The following is a 15,731-nucleotide window of genomic DNA, read 5'->3' as shown; positions in this document are numbered from 1 at the left end:
GCCATTTAAGATAAGCCATGAAATCACGGTAATCCCATGGCTCTACTTTTATGATGACGGGAAGCTTATCAACTTTGAACTTTTGATATTTGGGAGAATGGGAATCGTCGAAAGCCCACTGTTTTAGCGGTATATATCTGCATATGAAGTTTACCAGCCAGCAATTCTGCTGATAGAGTTGGTGGATGATTTCAAGTAAATAAAGTATAATGTTCACGAGCATTGTCTCCTGGTTTTTTGTGAGTTTGGTCGCTGACATTATACCAAAAAGGGAGGTCAATGCTCATTTTATTTTGAACTCCCGATAAATCAAGGCTTTAGAACAAAAAAGAGGTAGTAAATTTGACACTACCTTTGTGACATTGGGGGAAATAAATATGAAGAAAAAGAGACGTCTGGTTTCTATTGTTTGCGCTGCCGTTCTGGCACTTTCAGGCCCTGGGGTTCTAGGGACCGGTGATTTCACTTTGACTGCTCATGCAGAAGAGGAAGATCCGTACGAAATAGGTTTTTCTGATTATGCTATTGGAATTGCGAATGAATTTGGCGAGATAATTGATGAAGATACTATCTGTGATGGAGAAGGCCCCACTTATTCTGCAGTGTTTTTGGATGAGGAACTTGAAAATACCGTTTCAGATCCTGAATATGAGTGGACACTTAGCAAGGACTTACAAAAATATCTGTATATAGATGGTTCTGCTACCGGGGACACCATAGCTATTGCTACAAAGGAAGATGCTTTGCGGCAGCTTGGCGGCGAGGTATGTGCGTACGGAGAGCTGACTCTGACGGTATATAGTGATGATCTGGAAGAGCCCCTGGTGAGGGAAATTCCAATTAATTTTGCATTAGACGCGGAGTTCTATATTGCTGACGCGTGCCGATTAAGCGAGGAATATCCGACACGCACTGTAAAAATGGAAATTTCTGACAACATAGATCCAGACATGATTTCCTGGGATCTTTCCGGAGATTATGCAGATGACATTTTTTCTGTGAGCAAAACAGGTAAGGATATTACTGTAAAGCTGATGGATGACGCTGCAAACATTGTTGCTGAGAATGGCCTTGATAACGATGATTGCGGTTATCCACTTTATGCGGCAGATATGGAATTTTATTTGGAATCAAAGACCGGAAAGACAATGATGAACCTTCGCACTATGACTCTTGAATTTTATCTCGAGGATTTGTATGAAGTAACCTACTCTCCGGAGGAATTGTACTTTGTCAGAGGTGTAGCCGCAGAGAAGACAATTACGGCAAATATCAAGAACGCCGGCTCCAAGAACATAACTTACAAATGGTCACTGGATGGGTATGATCCGGAATCTGAGAAATGCTTCAAGATAACTCAGACTAATTCCAAAACCGTAAAGGTGAAATATAACGGCTATGCTTCAGAAGATGACTGGTTTGCTTTGCTTCTTGATATTGAAGTAAACGGCAAGCCGAAACCGCTATCCAAGGATACAGGAATAAACCTTTCTGATACGGAAGAAAAACCGAATAACAATGAGGAAGAATCGGGCTCCGGAAATAACGGAGAGTCCGGCTCAGGAAATGGAAAAGAGTCCGGTTCAGGAAATGGAAAAGAATCAGGGGCAGGAAATAGCGGAGAGTCAGGATCCTCTAATGGAGGCAAGCAGAAGAATCCGCCTACCGTTCAACAGAACGAAAACCAGAACAATGACCAAGCGAAGAAGCCTGCAGATGTAGGTACACAGATTGACGCTGTCGGCTACAAAAATTTTATATTTGTAGTTACTTCCAATACTGAAGGCGCTGCAACAGTAGCTTTCGCGGGATTAAAAAATTATAAGAAGGACAAAAAGCTCACAATTCCGGCAACTATAACGGATGAAAACGGTATTATGTATACAGTAACGTCTATATCCGCTAAAGCCCTTAACGCTAATAAGAAAATCACTAAGGTCGTAATTCCGGAAACAGTAACTCTCATTGGCAAAAAGGCCTTTTACCAGTGCTCAAAACTTGGCACAATAATCATTAAATCAGAGAATCTTACCATAAGGGACAAGGCCTTCGGAAAAATCAAGAAAGGTGCAACCATCACTATATACGCAAGCAAGAAGTTGAAGTTTAACAGAATGGTGAAAAAGATAAAAAAGGCCGGAGCCAAGAGTGCTGAAATCAAATACGAGAAAATTATTGAGTGTTATAAATAAATATGATTGCATTAGAAGGGGCTGCCGATGCAGCCCCTTTCTATTTTTTTATTTTGCAGGCGTAGTTCCTGGCTTCTTACTAATTATCTTGGTATTGGAAATGGTAATAGTAATGGAATTGCTGTATATGCCAAGATAATTCTTATTTTTGTTTTTTCTTGGTAATGAATTGCTATTTCGGAACCAATATATTTTTGTTTTCACAGATTTCTTGGTTGAACCTGGAACAAGCTGTACCAAGATACAGCCTGCTTTAAACTTATCTTGGTAATGAAAAGACTTTTCTGAACCAAGAAATATTAATTTTCACGAATATCTAGGTAGAGCCCATAACAAACTGTACCAAGATATTCCTTGCTTGAACTATATCTTGGCATTGGAGAAGTGAAAGTAGTCCATTAAGATTTTTACTCTTCTTACAGAATTTTACATTTCATTACTTTTTGGCAGGTTTTTTTACGTTTCATTACTTGAAAAAAGATTACAGAGTGATACAATTACATTGTGCAAAATATAATACAATTGTATCTTTTTATGCCTACCATTGGCGGGCCAAAGCAAGCGAAAGGGGAATTATTAAATGGAATTCAGTGATGTAGTAAAGAATCGTTATTCATGTAAAAAGTACGATACCAGAAAAGTTGACAGAGCAAGACTTAATACAATTCTTGAAGCAGGGCGACTTGCTCCTACAGCAAAGAACCTGCAGGAACAGCATGTATATGTAATTGAGTCGGAGGAGAATCTTGCTAAAATCGATAAGGCTACTCCGTGCCGCTATGGAGCACCAACAGTACTCGTTGTGGCTTTTGACAAGAACAATGTGTTCACATATCCCGGCGGCAAGAGAGATTCAGGCATCGAGGACGCGTCCATCGTGGCAACGCATCTTATGCTTGCTGCAGCAAATGAAGGCGTCGACAGCTGCTGGCTCAATTTCTTTGATCCTGATGAGCTGGCAAAAGACCTCGGCCTTTCGGAGAACGAAGAGATTCTGATGCTCCTTGATCTCGGATACGCTGCTGAAGGTGCCGGCCCGCTCGACAACCATAACAGCAGAAAAGAATTGTCAGAGACAGTTACATATATTTAAGGTAGAATGTATGCTACTGTGCATGCTTGAGAGTATATGTGAATAATGTAGGTTAATGTGTATGAGCTATGAAGAGCTGGTTAGGCTTTTTGTAGCTCATTGTTTTTAAGACGCGCCTGAGCGCAGGGGTATCTTGGAGCTGTCCCCTTACCAAGAAAATGTTGTATTCGTAAGTATTTTGGTAGTGCTTGGATCAAGTTGAACCAAGATATTTCTTGTTTTAGATTTATCTTGGTAAGGAAAGGGCTTATTTGTGCCAAGATATTTTTGTTTCCACAAATATCTTGGTAATGCCTAGAACAAGCAATACCAAGATATATCTTAATATAGACTTATCTTGGCAATTAAATAGAATTTCTGTACCAAGAAATATTTGTTATCACTAATATCTTGGTAGAGGGTCGGAATATGCCATACCAGGATACATTAAAAAATATAAAACCTACGAGGAAATGGTAATTAGTCGTCATAAAAATGTTAAAATATTAGGAGCTGGATTTACGGACTGAAGCAAACACTATAATGAGGGGAAATAAATGTCGGAATACTACGAACCTCAAATAAATATATCATCACCAGAGACTCACAACACCATGGGTGTGATAGTTGTGCTCAAAGAGAAAGTAGATGGTGAGATTCTAAGGCAAGTGGTAGAGGAGCTCAGAGAGAGGTTCCCTTACTTCTATGTGAAGGTATGGCGCAGAGGCGGTGGCCAGACAACAGAAGAAAACAGAGCCGGCGGCCAGCCAATAGAAGCAGGCAAATGCAGCCAGCCTACAAACCCGGCCGACCTCATCCCCATTCCCAACGACCTTCCAATGACAATACGTAACACCTGGGAGCCGATAAAACTAAACTCAGCAGAGTCAAACTATCACCTCGCGGCCTGGAAATTCGAGAATAAAAGACTTGCATTTGAGATAGATCATGCCCTGACAGATGGGGCGGGGATCATGCCTTACATAAAAAGTGCAATGTATCTGTACCTCTCGAAGGCGACCGGGAAGACCTTCAATTCAGAAGGATTCAGGCTGCCCGGCGACACGATACCCGAATCAGAAACAGGAGACCCCTTCAAGGACATAGATTTCACAGAAGTGGAAGAGCCATTCTACCAAAAGAAACCAATCACAGACTTCCTACGCCTGGTCAATGAACAAGACTATGAAAAGAGAGTATTCTATCTGAAACTCCCGGAAGAACAAATCATGCAATATTGCAGGGACAAAGACGGAAGTCCAAACGTGTTCTTCTCAGTTATGCTGGCGAAAGCGGCAAGACGATATAAAACGAATGATGAAAAGCCGGTCACTGTTTCTATATGCACCGACCGCAAGGCAATCCTTGGAAATCATGACAATTACCGCATGTTTGCGGGGGACTGCAGACTGGACTTCCCCAAGAACAGGGACTTAACCGACATTACTAAGGCTTGCACAATAGCCCGCGGACAGATGATGCTGCAGATTCAGACTGAAAACGCGCTTTATGAGATCAAGCAGATGAAGCAGATGCAGCAGACGCCACCCGCACCTGATATTTCATTGGCGAGCATCTGCGTATCCTATGTAACCGGCAGAAGCTTTGGCCCGCTTGATCCCTACATCGAAGAGATATATGTCGTGACAGCCCTATCCAAGATTACAGACATCCTTTGTGAGATTACCTGCATCAACCACAGCTTCTTCATAGCCTTAATGCAGCCGTTCTCATCAGAGGAGTACTATAACTGCTTCCTGAAGGAACTAGATGAAGCAGGAATCCACTATGAGGAACTGTCCGGCGAACCCCTGCGCATCTGCGGAATCTAGCAACAAAACAGAATCGAGCCCCGGCACACTAGCCCCAGCCCAAAAAACATAACCCAATAACAGGACATAACCCATGAAAACAGTAAACGTAGTAGCAGCCGTAATCTGTGACGACTACAAAAACAAAACAAAAATATTTGCAACCCAGCGTGGCTATGGTGACTTCAAAGACGGTTGGGAATTTCCCGGCGGAAAAATCGAAGACGGCGAAACCCCGGAGGATGCGCTTATAAGAGAGATAAAGGAAGAACTTGCGACAGACATAGAAGTGCATGACCTCATCAGCATCGTCGATTACGACTACCCAACATTCCATCTGCATATGCACTGCTTCTTTGCAACTGTGAAAAGCGGAGAACTCTCACTTCTCGAGCATGAGGCAGCAAAATGGGTAACCAAAGACGACATAGACACCCTTGACTGGCTACCGGCTGATGAAGGACTAATACAAGAAATCAAAAAATATATATGAAGAAGTACTTATACAAGAAAAAATTCTTATGAGGAGGAATTTGTAATGGATATTCAGTACTTGTTATGGCTTCAGGAACTTAGGAACGCAACAGGCGGCACTTTTGACGAATTTTTCAATGCGCTGTCGAAAATCGCGGTGGATGTAATGCCGTTCCTGCCGTTCATCATTTTCTGGTGCGTGGACAAAAAGTGGGGCTATCGCTTCATCTACACGTTTGGCATCGCAAACGTGGTGAACGGAATTCTAAAGCTCACGGTATGCGCATACAGACCCTGGATCCGCTCCGACCTGATCGAACCCGCAGGAGACTCCAAGACTGCCGCAACCGGGTATTCTTTCCCGAGTGGACACACCACCGAGGCGACATCTGTCTATGGCACAACGATAGCGTGGCAGCATAAAAAGAGAAAATGGCTGGCCTATGCCTGCGGCATCCTGATCGCGCTGACCGGATTTTCAAGAAACTTCCTTGGCGTACATACCCCGCAGGACGTGGTCGTTGGCTTTGGTGCAACTTTGATCATCATCCTTATATATGGATTTGTTGAGAAGAAAATCGAGGGCAATGAAAAAACACTGGACATCCTGACTATCGTCGGAGTCATCGTGGTTATAGTATCCCTTATCTACATCTCGGTAAAGTCTTATCCCATGGACTATGTGGATGGCGAGCTACTTGTGAATCCGAAAAAAATGATGAACGACACCTTCAAACAATGCGGTGCATTTTTCGGACTTCTGTTAGGAAGCTATATTGAACGCCATTATATTCACTTCGAGATTCCGGAAGGCTCCAAAAATCTTCCCATTCTCGGATTCATCGGCTTCATGATTGTATTTTCCTGGAAAGAATTCCTGGCACCTGCAACAATCGTTCAGGCCCTCGGCGGACACTGGGGACACTTCATCTAAAGAGCCATCATGTGGTTCTTCGTTGTGGCGATCTGGCCGGTATTCATTATGAAAAAAGCGAACGAATGACACAGCACAGACAACGGAACACATCGAGTATAAGTGAAAATATATAGTAGTTACTGCATTTTAGAGAGGTACACATATAGAGCGAAAATTCCCCAATCTTACAAAGCCGATAACAATAGGGCGGACGACTTTCAGAAACAGAATGTTCTCAGCGCCCATGGGAGGAATCGACATCGCCAACGACGGATGCATAGGACCTAAATACATCCCACAAGGCGCTCAGGGTAACAGCTGACGGCGTTATCTGCGAAGGCCCTGACGGAAAGAAGTACTTATCCCCGGAAAGAGCGTCATCTGCACTCTTCGTTCGAGTAATCGGCGATGCTTCAAGAGTATCAACAATTACCAACGCGGTTTACTGGGGATACCACGCAGCTCTGGATATCTAATCGAGTTGACTATACTTGCGGAAAATCATGCTTGAAAATGGTATTTTGGCGATTTATAATGTAAATAAGCATTATAAATCGCCAAAACTATGTTATAAGAATATGTTTTGGCGCAATATGATCAAAAGAGGGCGCTTATGAAGATAATTGGAAGAAAGCATGAAAAGGATGTATTGCTGCAGTGCCTCAAGTCAAAGAGACCGGAATTTGTTGTCGTATACGGCAGACGAAGAGTAGGGAAGACATACCTGATAAGAGAGTATTTCAATCAGCAGTTTTCGTTTTATACCACGGGTCTTACGGATGAAAAGACTAAAGGACAATTACGTGCCTTTAATGAGAGTCTCAAGACATGTGGATATGTGAGCAAGACACCTCCTAAGGACTGGTTTGAGGCATTTGCATGGCTGAGAGAATTGCTTGAAAGTGATAAGGTGTATCGCGAGCCTATAAACAACAAAAGGGTGATATTTTTGGATGAACTGCCATGGATGGACACGGCACGGTCTGACTTTAAAAGTGCTTTGGATTATTTCTGGAACAGCTGGGCATCTGCCCAGGAGGATCTGGTGCTGATCGTGTGCGGAAGTGCGACTTCATGGATAATAACTAATTTATTGACTTCCAAAAAGGGATTTCATAACAGGGTTACAAGACGTATTCATTTAGTAGCCTTTACACTGGCAGAATGTGAGAAACTTTTTGAGATGAATGAAGTGGTCATGACCAGGAGCCAGATGATCGAGAGTTATATGGTGTTTGGTGGTGTTCCGCATTATCTCAACCGCCTGGATCCGAGGCTTTCTCTGGCCCAGAATATTAATGAACTGTGTTTTAAGGAATATGGAGAGCTTCATAATGAATACTATAATCTGTTCCATTCGCTGTTTGCTAAGCCTGAAAAGCATATTGCCATCCTTGAGACTTTGGCGAAAAAGAAAGAAGGCATGACCAGGACGGAGCTCTCAAAACAAAAGGCAATCGGAGGAGGATCGGTACTGACTAAGAATCTTCGTGAGCTTGAGGAATGTGGATTTATCCGTAGGTTTTCCAATTATACAAAAGAAGAGAATAATGCTGTTTACCAGCTTATAGATCCATTCACTCTTTTTGCTATAGCGTTTATAGAAAACAAGAAATTTGATTCATGGAATGAGTATATAAATTCTCCGGGATATAATTCCTGGAGAGGTAATTCTTTTGAAATAGTATGTCTGAACCATATTAATCAGATAAAGGCAGCGCTTGGAATAAGCGGCATTGAGACAAATGAATTTTCCTGGAGAAGTAAGGAGGGAGATAAGGGAGCTCAGATTGATCTCATAATATACCGCAAGGATGGTGTCATAAATATCTGTGAAATGAAGTTTACTAACAAAGAGTATATGCTCGATAAAAAAGAATATGAAAAGATCCGGAATAGAATGGAGAAATTTCAGGATGAAACCGGAGCAAAGGAAGCAATTCACATCACACTTATTTGCGGTAATGGTTATAAGCAAAACGAGTACTCCGGAATTGCCCAGAATGTAATAGTTGGGGATGAGCTGTTTGAGGATTGATGAAGGCACTATAACACAATACTTGGAGAGATTTAAATGATTCATATAGGCTGTCACTTATCGGTTACAAATGGATATGAGGCCATGGGACGTCAGATGCTGGGTTTTGGCGGAGACACCTTCTCGTGGTTTACGAGAAACCCCAGGGGAGGAAAATCGAAGGATGTAGATCCCGCCGACGTCAAGGCGCTTGAAGAGCTTCTTTCTGAAAATAGATTCGGAAAACTCGTGGCGCATGCCAGCTACACCATGAACCTCTGCTCGGCAAATCCCGACACGAGGGACAACGGCCTTGATATGCTGAAAAAAGATCTGGAGAAAATGGAATACCTTCCGGGGCAATTTTACAACTTCCATCCCGGATCCCACACAGGACAGGGAGCGGAGGTCGGAATAGAGCAGATAGCGGATGGCCTTAACAAAGCGCTATGGCCGGAGATGCAGACCACAGTCCTTCTGGAGACCATGGCAGGAAAAGGTTCCGAAGTCGGAAGAAGCTTCGAAGAACTAAAGAAAATAATTGACCGCGTGGACCTCAAAGACAAAATCGGAGTCTGCTTCGATACATGCCATACCTGGGATGCTGGCTACGATATCGCAGGTGACCTGGATGGCGTCCTTGAACAGTTTGACAAGATCATAGGTCTAGACAGACTTAAGGCAGTTCACTTCAACGACAGCAAAAACGAGCGCGGCTCAGGAAAAGACCGCCATGAAAAACTCGGTCAGGGAATGATAGGCACGGAAGCCATGAAGAGGTTTGCGATGCACCCTGCGTTCGAAGGCCTCCCGTTCATCCTGGAAACCCCTAATGATGATGAGGGATATGTGCAGGAGATAGCGACCGTGAAGGGATGGTTTCAAGCCTGATTTCGGTTACAGTTCAGACCCTGGCTTGAGATAAGAAGACCGTTTCGCTTATGAGATAAGAGAGAAACAGGACTTATGTTGCTATGACAAGGGCGCAGCAGAGGCTTGTTGTAACATGTGTAAATGATAAGGCATCGCCATTTTTGAGAGATGTAGATAAGGGTACCTATATTCTTATTGATGCTACAACACAGGAAATAAGTGAAGATTTCATAGATGATCATGATGAAGAGGATTCCTAAGAATCTAAAAAATCCGAAAATTCGTAGTGCAGAGAGTTTTATTGGACAGCAAAAAGATTATAGTGTAATCTCAAGTTCAGAAGTAAAAGTGGCTCAATCCTAGAAAACATCTGGGATTGAGCCTTTTCATCTGTATAGCGTACTGACATATATTTTAGAATGTAATAGAAAAATTTCAGACACTGCTTTGAAGCAGCGTTAGATGTTAAAAAGGAAGCCAGTTGTTAAGGCAACTGCCTTTGAACTTAGAGCGCGGAGCGCTCTAATCCTTAATTCGGGCTTGATTACTTTTTTCAACATATCTATAGGCATGTCAAGGCTGCCCGCAGGGCACCGCTTCGCGGCTTTGGCCTTGACTAACCTATAGATATGTTAGTACGGTTAGACAAGCCCGAATAAGGATATTTGTGCATCTTCGATGCACTTGTTTCAGAGAAATCCCAGTTATGGGATTTCTTCCATCTCAGTACCGTAACAGGCGCTGGATATCTTGCTGTTTTCGATTCTGCAGATTCAGTGTCATTCCGAATACTTTGCTGCAGGCATCAATGACTTCGTCATAGTAAGTGAATCTCCACAGATTTGTGTGAAGCTTTGTACAGTTATATTTCTTTAGAGAATCAAGTATCTTTCCAGCCTGATATTTTCCATCAAGTTTTTTCTCTAACAGCCTCACGAGCACCAGAGCCAGGAAGCAGGTGGTGAAGTGTGCATCGATGTGTTTGTTGGTTCGGAGGTATACAGGACGTGATTCAAAGAAAGTCTTTGTTACTTTGAATGAATCTTCAATCCTGGCAAGACCTCTGTAGACATTGCGCATCTCTTCATCACTCATATTTAATTCACTGGTCACAATAGAGTAGTAGCCATCATATTTTTCCTCTTCCCTGATCTTTTCCATATCAAGCTCAAGACTTCTTCCCTCTATTATTTCGCCGGTTTCCTTGTTAAATGCAATGTTTAACACGTAGGATGCGCTTCCTTTCGCAGTTACCCTCGTGTATTTTTTTGGATTTCTTATCAGGTCTTTGGCGCGGGTGATCATGGCATCACGGTCTGCCTTCTGTTTTTTTGCATACTTCTCCGAATAGTATGTAAGCTGCTTCTGGTCTACCACAACTGTTTTCTTAACCGGTTTTTTCTGGCCCGGCTTTGTCACGTTTACATGGAGCTCCTTAGGGTGGATACGGGATTTGTGCTTAAAAGTTACTTCATGGCCATCGTCATCAAGCACCTTGTCATTCCGGTAATCACCTTTCAGCACCCATGCCTTGAATTCGGCATCAGCACCTCTTACGGACTGACCATAAACATATCCGTCACGAGTATTGTTTTCATTCTTGTTATCACCATTTAACCAGTAGATGTTGTCAGAAGTGTTTAGCCCTCTGTCTGCCACATAGATTACCCTGCAGTCATCAAACTCATCCTTGACCCTGTTTATTATGGGACGCATGTGGACTTTTTCTGATTCATTTCCCGGGAAGAGATCAAAGGCCATTGGAATACCGTTTTTATCCATGAGCAGACCCATTTCTACGATTGGATCCGGACGATGGTTCTTTTCGGGACCACGTTTACGGTACTTGGCATCAATAGGATTGCCGTCTTTATCTATCGGGTTTCCATCAACACCAACTTCATCTACGTCAGGCCGGCTGATATCAAAGTAGTAGTTAGTGCAGTCAAAGTAGGAGACAGACATATCGCGACTGCAGATTTTCTTAGACTTATCATAGATCCATTTCTGGAGATTGTCCTTATTTTCAGCAATGATATCAAGGGCATGGTAGATGTCATCAAGGGAACAGTCATCAAATGGCTCAAAGAAGAAATCGCTGCTGTTGAGAGTATATCTTTTCGAGCCTGGATTAAGCGCCCTTGAAAAGGTGAGGAGCTTTGTTATCTGATCCGTGCTGAATTTCATCTTACGGCCACGGGTCTTCCAGTTCCAGAACTTATCTATTTCCAGATCCTTGTAAAGGTTTTTGAGAATTCCGTAGCCTACATTCCGGACATCATTTGTGCCGATTTCCATTGTAGATTCGAGATCTATAGCTATATCGGTACTTTTTTCGGTTTTATTCTTTTCGGTCAGTTCCCTGGCGTATTCAGTGAAGTGAGCTACAGGGTCATCATATTGCGTTTTTAGTTTTTCCAGGTATCCCAGGCTTTGTACTGTCCTCGTGCGGCTCTGCCGCTTTTCCCTGTCATAATAACTTTCCTGGATTGCAAGATATATACCCTGAGGCCGGTTGATTTGTCGAAGATACATGGTGTTTTACCTCTTTGCTGTGATATTGAATTCAGATATGATTCTGCTGGCAGATTCTTCGGGTGAATCGCCGTTCATGTCGAAGGCACGGCAGAAACCGGCATAGATACTGCCATACCATTTCTGATCTTCAATGATGTCTTCCATATAGTAGTCTCTATGCTCATTTTTGTATTCATCATCTTTGTAAATGATATCGTTTTCATCACAGAATACCAGTCTGTCAAAAATGTTCTCGACAGAATCTTGAAGTTCGATAGATAGAGTGTTGTCATTGCTGACTATATCAGACAAGTGTTCAACATTTGAGATGGGAGTAACAGCAATGACTTTGCTTCTGTTAGACTTGCTGATTATATCTTTAAGAACACAACAGCGTTTACAGTCGCGCTCTTCAAGATTGCCTGTACTGACAAATTCCTCAAGAGTGATTCCAAACGCTTTTTTTACTTCGTCATCAAGATCGTAAAAATCAAACCCAAGGCTTTGAGCAAGTACTTTACCAGTTGAGCTCTTGCCTACATTTGAAATGCCAAATAAAAGAATGTCCATAATAACCGCCTTTCTTAAAATATTATACCACATTACATTAGATTACACTATATATAAAATACAAAATATTGACAAAAAAATTCCGCATGCCACAAGGGCTTGCGGATGATTTATAATCTATTCAACTTCTGAACTCGGGTGATGAAGAGGATTCCTAAGAATCTAAAAAATCCGAAAATTCGTAGTGCAGAGAGTTTTATTGGACAGCAAAAAGATTATAGTGTAATCATCAGAAAAACAAATTATAAGTTTTGGGTAGCTTATAATATTGGTATCGTGATTATTGAATATCTTATTCTGAGGAGACGAGTGATGCCGGATAAAATAAGTGCAGAGATAAAGAGATTATTTGTGATTCGTGTAGGTTTATGGATTGTTGCTTTTGCTTCTACGGCCTACTGGATCTATTTTTCAATAAAACTGCATATGGATGGAATCTTTGAGGAAACAGAATATGCTACCCTTCTGAGACCGGTTCTGTATACATGTCTGATTATTTCAATTGCGGCGATCTGCATCAGTTTTGCTTTATATCGTCGGAGTCAGAAGCTAAAAAAGGATAATTCTGTTTAAGGATTGGGCTATTGTATTTGGAAGGAGTGAGCTTCGGTGTTAAATGGCGGAGGGGCTTTTTTACTAAGGAGTTTTATACTACGAGTATAATAGACTGCTAAGTATATCGGTGTTACTATATGATATAGAAAGAGATAAGCGGAGCAGACAGAAGGCTCCCGGAAAGGAAAGAGACATGACAACAATTAATCGCATGTATTGCCTGAATAATGAAAGTTATGAATCAGCACTCCAGTATAAATATGAGTGGGGATTTGATTTCATGCGCTCATTTAAAGAAAGGCAAATGCGAGAAAGTGTTGTTTTAGCACGGATCCAAAGACAATAGGATCAGAGCAGATAGATAAACATGTTTTGCGTACCGCTTACCTTTGATGAGGCAGGCGGTATTTTTTGCAGAAAGGAAAGGAGATCAACATGGTTACAATTCCTGCCATTGATATACATCACAATTCTGGAACCGGATAGCATCCCCCTGAATTCCCAAAATCCCACTTCTATACCATCTTTGCCATTTTCATAGATATAGACCGTGCCATCACTTGATGCCCCGTTTATACTTGGCAGGCAGGTCGACCAGAGCTGATGATCCTCCAATTTCTCCGCTAGCTATTTTGTCCACCACTTCCTGTCTCATTGGTGTAAGGTGCATATTCTTTTGCCCATTCGCTTTGCCTATAGAGTATAATATTGCTAACAATTTGTTTGGAGAAAAAGATGGATTTTGTAATTAAGCATTTTAATGAGCTAAGCACAAGAGAGCTTTATGAGATTTTAAAAACAAGATTTGAAATATTTGTCACTGAACAGGAGTGTATTTACCAGGATCTGGATGACAAGGATCAGGATGCAATTCATGTATTTTGCTGGAATGATTCGGGAAGAGTTGCAGGGTGCCTCAGAGTTTTTTGGAAAGATCATGATGATACCGCAGGGGTGGCACAGATTGGCAGAGTAGTGACTCTGGAGCATGGTAAAGGCATCGGAGGAGCAATGCTTCATAAGGGAGTCGATATAGCTATAAACAGGCTTAAAGCACAGAAAATATATCTTGAAGCCCAGGAATATGCTATTGGATACTATGCAAAAGAAGGCTTTGAGGTGGTTTCTGATGTGTTCATGGAGGATGGAATTCCTCATGTGAAGATGGAGCGTATTTGTAATATTTTTGAGTAAGAGAAAAAATAGGGCTCTTCTGGCATGAGTGTGGTTCGCTGAATACGCCTAAGCCCTCATGCCATGCGGCTTAAGCGTATCTTACCCTATTGCGATTTGGCAACGGTATTTTAAGGCCAGAACAGTATAGCAAAACCATGTCAATCATACTGTCTACATTCCTGAATCCATATGCCTTGCGGATAAGCAGCTTTATCTTATTGTTGGTTGCTTCGATGCGGGCATTGGTCACACCTAGCTCGATAGTGTTAAGGATATGATCCTTGTGGCGCATGATCTTTCTCTGAAGCTCCACAAACGCCGGTATCCTACAGTGCCTTGCCCATTTGACCCAGGCGATAAGCTCGCTTTCAGCTTCGTCTCTGTCAGTTATCTTCAAAAGAAGACGTAGCTTTTCTTTCAGAATATAAGCCCTGTATAAGCGTTTGTCGCTCTTCTGGATCATCTCCAGTCTAGCCTCCTGCGTGGCTGTAAGATGATCAGGAGACTTGCCAAGAGCGTATGATGACTGCTTTATCTCTGATGCTTCTTTCTTTGCCTGACGGTGTTTTTTAGCTTCTTCATCATCAGCCTTGGGACGTCCTGGACCACGCTTAACGTCATACTTATTAAGTTTGGCAAGAGCCTCGCGCCATGCATCTGTGCGGACGGAATCGAGTGCCTCCATCGTCCACTCAACCACATGGAACGGATCTACACAGCGTTTGGCATTAGGGATATATTCATTCACACAGTCGGTAATCCAGCGTGCGCCATCACCGCTTACAACCTCGATGCTTGCACACTGCTGCGGTGTTAACAAATTAAAGAACTTTTCAAGTACTGTTTTGCCATGGCCGTCAGATGCCCATACAACAGTGTTAGTCTCGTGATTGAGCACAACGGTTATGTACTTGTGTCCTGTGCGATAGGATGTTTCATCAATGCCTATCTTAACAAGACCATTCAGTCGGCCAAGTACATTGGGTTCTATATCATTATGAACCCTTGTGATACAGCGTCCTACGGTTCTCCAGTCGATACGCATGTAGTTGGATACTGCACTGCGGCTAAGGTACTTACAGAGCCACACAACGGTATACTCGAAGTCTTTGGTAAATCCAGAGTCAGGGTAAGCCCAAGGGACACCAGCTGTCTTAACGCCATGTTCCTTACAGATCACTCTGGGAACAGATGCAATCAGTTCTACCGGAATAGCTCCGAAGTCCAGACCTCTCCAACGTCTTTCTTCGTATGGCTGGTCATAAACTTTGCAGCGTTTACCGCATATAGGACATTTCCATTGAAGTCCTTTGCGTGGATGAATCCTTGCTATAAGAACCTTTTCATCATAGCGGTTCTTTGAAATATTGATATCATCTATAATTGTATCATTGACATTTAAGAGTTCTTTGAATAAAGTAGTAGCTGAAGTCATCTGGTTTCTTTCCTTTTGTGTTTCTTCGACAGCTACACTTTAAGGAAAACCAGGTGGCTTTTCAAGTATATATAGTTATGTTGTTAAAGGTACATGGGCTTCACACATATGCCAGAAGCCTCA

Annotated in this window: 14 protein-coding genes and 1 pseudogene; 10 read left to right on the top strand and 5 right to left on the bottom strand. The window is 42.3% G+C overall.

All coding sequences use genetic code 11. The features are described from left to right. Nucleotides 1-217, bottom strand: a pseudogene (locus BLR42_RS23375) (transposase); the annotation flags it as partial. 160 nt (nt 218-377) lie between these two features. Between BLR42_RS23375 and BLR42_RS19805 the strand changes: the two are divergent. The 8 genes from BLR42_RS19805 (at nt 378) to BLR42_RS23090 (ending at nt 9,615) form a co-directional block, all read left to right on the top strand. Continuing rightward, nucleotides 378-2,192, top strand: coding sequence for a leucine-rich repeat protein (locus BLR42_RS19805; protein WP_091872922.1), 1,815 nt, complete (start codon nt 378-380; stop codon nt 2,190-2,192). 580 nt (nt 2,193-2,772) lie between these two features. Further along, a complete protein-coding gene (locus BLR42_RS19800) occupies nt 2,773-3,285 on the top strand; it encodes a nitroreductase family protein (RefSeq protein ID WP_091872919.1) in 513 nt (170 codons plus the stop codon). A gap of 536 nt (nt 3,286-3,821) precedes the next feature. Then, the gene (locus tag BLR42_RS19795; protein ID WP_091872917.1) at nt 3,822-5,096 is read left to right on the top strand and encodes a hypothetical protein; all 1,275 of its coding nucleotides are present in this window, start codon (nt 3,822-3,824) and stop codon (nt 5,094-5,096) included. 73 nt (nt 5,097-5,169) lie between these two features. Continuing rightward, entirely contained in the window at nt 5,170-5,568 is a 399-nt protein-coding gene (locus BLR42_RS19790) for a (deoxy)nucleoside triphosphate pyrophosphohydrolase (RefSeq protein ID WP_091823851.1), read from the top strand. Between the two features lie 45 nt (nt 5,569-5,613). After that, nucleotides 5,614-6,483 carry a phosphatase PAP2 family protein gene (locus BLR42_RS19785; RefSeq protein WP_207648585.1) on the top strand — a complete coding sequence of 290 codons (870 nt, stop codon included), beginning with the start codon at nt 5,614-5,616 and terminating at the stop codon, nt 6,481-6,483. Nucleotides 6,484-7,078: 595 nt separating this feature from the next. Further along, nucleotides 7,079-8,503 (top strand): AAA family ATPase, encoded by a 1,425-nt coding sequence (locus BLR42_RS19775; protein ID WP_091872914.1) that lies wholly within the window; start codon nt 7,079-7,081, stop codon nt 8,501-8,503. Nucleotides 8,504-8,539: 36 nt separating this feature from the next. Beyond that, the gene (locus tag BLR42_RS19770) at nt 8,540-9,373 is read left to right on the top strand and encodes a deoxyribonuclease IV (protein WP_091872912.1); all 834 of its coding nucleotides are present in this window, start codon (nt 8,540-8,542) and stop codon (nt 9,371-9,373) included. Between the two features lie 83 nt (nt 9,374-9,456). Continuing rightward, the gene (locus tag BLR42_RS23090) at nt 9,457-9,615 is read left to right on the top strand and encodes a hypothetical protein (RefSeq protein ID WP_170832895.1); all 159 of its coding nucleotides are present in this window, start codon (nt 9,457-9,459) and stop codon (nt 9,613-9,615) included. 463 nt (nt 9,616-10,078) lie between these two features. On the opposite strand, the gene BLR42_RS19765 is transcribed toward BLR42_RS23090, so the two are convergent. Together BLR42_RS19765 and BLR42_RS19760 are read right to left on the bottom strand one after the other, a co-directional pair. Continuing rightward, on the bottom strand, nt 10,079-11,890 hold the full coding sequence (locus tag BLR42_RS19765; RefSeq protein ID WP_091872909.1) for an IS1634 family transposase: 1,812 nt from the start codon (nt 11,888-11,890) through the stop codon (nt 10,079-10,081). A 6-nt stretch (nt 11,891-11,896) separates the two neighbouring features. Then, nucleotides 11,897-12,442: a shikimate kinase gene (locus BLR42_RS19760; protein WP_091872907.1), complete on the bottom strand. Its 546-nt coding sequence runs from the start codon at nt 12,440-12,442 to the stop codon at nt 11,897-11,899. A 312-nt stretch (nt 12,443-12,754) separates the two neighbouring features. Here BLR42_RS19760 and BLR42_RS19755 point away from each other — a divergent pair, with 312 nt between their 5' ends. Then, a complete protein-coding gene (locus BLR42_RS19755) occupies nt 12,755-13,015 on the top strand; it encodes a hypothetical protein (protein WP_091872904.1) in 261 nt (86 codons plus the stop codon). Nucleotides 13,016-13,345: 330 nt separating this feature from the next. Here BLR42_RS19755 and BLR42_RS19750 read toward each other — a convergent pair whose 3' ends face one another. After that, a complete protein-coding gene (locus BLR42_RS19750; RefSeq protein WP_091872901.1) occupies nt 13,346-13,612 on the bottom strand; it encodes a hypothetical protein in 267 nt (88 codons plus the stop codon). Between the two features lie 120 nt (nt 13,613-13,732). Here BLR42_RS19750 and BLR42_RS19745 point away from each other — a divergent pair, with 120 nt between their 5' ends. Next, a complete protein-coding gene (locus BLR42_RS19745) occupies nt 13,733-14,191 on the top strand; it encodes a GNAT family N-acetyltransferase (RefSeq protein WP_091823825.1) in 459 nt (152 codons plus the stop codon). Nucleotides 14,192-14,261: 70 nt separating this feature from the next. Here the strand turns inward: BLR42_RS19745 and BLR42_RS19740 are convergent, their stop codons facing one another. Next, on the bottom strand, nt 14,262-15,608 hold the full coding sequence (locus BLR42_RS19740) for an ISL3 family transposase (RefSeq protein WP_091872897.1): 1,347 nt from the start codon (nt 15,606-15,608) through the stop codon (nt 14,262-14,264). Nucleotides 15,609-15,731: the final 123 nt, after the last annotated feature.

The sequence above is a fragment of the Butyrivibrio sp. INlla16 genome, from assembly GCF_900104155.1.
Lineage (GTDB): Bacteria > Bacillota > Clostridia > Lachnospirales > Lachnospiraceae > Butyrivibrio.
The sequence above is the reverse complement of the archived record's forward strand: the minus strand, read 5'-3'. Positions and strand labels throughout refer to the sequence as shown.

Excerpts from the sequence above, each read along its gene's own strand:
- BLR42_RS19755 (WP_091872904.1), top strand. The coding sequence starts at position 12,755 with ATGCCGGATAAAATAAGTGCAGAGATAAAGAGATTATTTGTGATTCGT.
- BLR42_RS19785 (WP_207648585.1), top strand. The coding sequence starts at position 5,614 with ATGGATATTCAGTACTTGTTATGGCTTCAGGAACTTAGGAACGCAACA.
- BLR42_RS19790 (WP_091823851.1), top strand. The coding sequence starts at position 5,170 with ATGAAAACAGTAAACGTAGTAGCAGCCGTAATCTGTGACGACTACAAA.
- BLR42_RS19745 (WP_091823825.1), top strand. The coding sequence starts at position 13,733 with ATGGATTTTGTAATTAAGCATTTTAATGAGCTAAGCACAAGAGAGCTT.
- BLR42_RS19805 (WP_091872922.1), top strand. The coding sequence starts at position 378 with ATGAAGAAAAAGAGACGTCTGGTTTCTATTGTTTGCGCTGCCGTTCTG.
- BLR42_RS19770 (WP_091872912.1), top strand. The coding sequence starts at position 8,540 with ATGATTCATATAGGCTGTCACTTATCGGTTACAAATGGATATGAGGCC.
- BLR42_RS19775 (WP_091872914.1), top strand. The coding sequence starts at position 7,079 with ATGAAGATAATTGGAAGAAAGCATGAAAAGGATGTATTGCTGCAGTGC.
- BLR42_RS19740 (WP_091872897.1), bottom strand. The coding sequence starts at position 15,608 with ATGACTTCAGCTACTACTTTATTCAAAGAACTCTTAAATGTCAATGAT.
- BLR42_RS23090 (WP_170832895.1), top strand. The coding sequence starts at position 9,457 with ATGACAAGGGCGCAGCAGAGGCTTGTTGTAACATGTGTAAATGATAAG.
- BLR42_RS19760 (WP_091872907.1), bottom strand. The coding sequence starts at position 12,442 with ATGGACATTCTTTTATTTGGCATTTCAAATGTAGGCAAGAGCTCAACT.
- BLR42_RS19795 (WP_091872917.1), top strand. The coding sequence starts at position 3,822 with ATGTCGGAATACTACGAACCTCAAATAAATATATCATCACCAGAGACT.
- BLR42_RS19800 (WP_091872919.1), top strand. The coding sequence starts at position 2,773 with ATGGAATTCAGTGATGTAGTAAAGAATCGTTATTCATGTAAAAAGTAC.
- BLR42_RS19765 (WP_091872909.1), bottom strand. The coding sequence starts at position 11,890 with ATGTATCTTCGACAAATCAACCGGCCTCAGGGTATATATCTTGCAATC.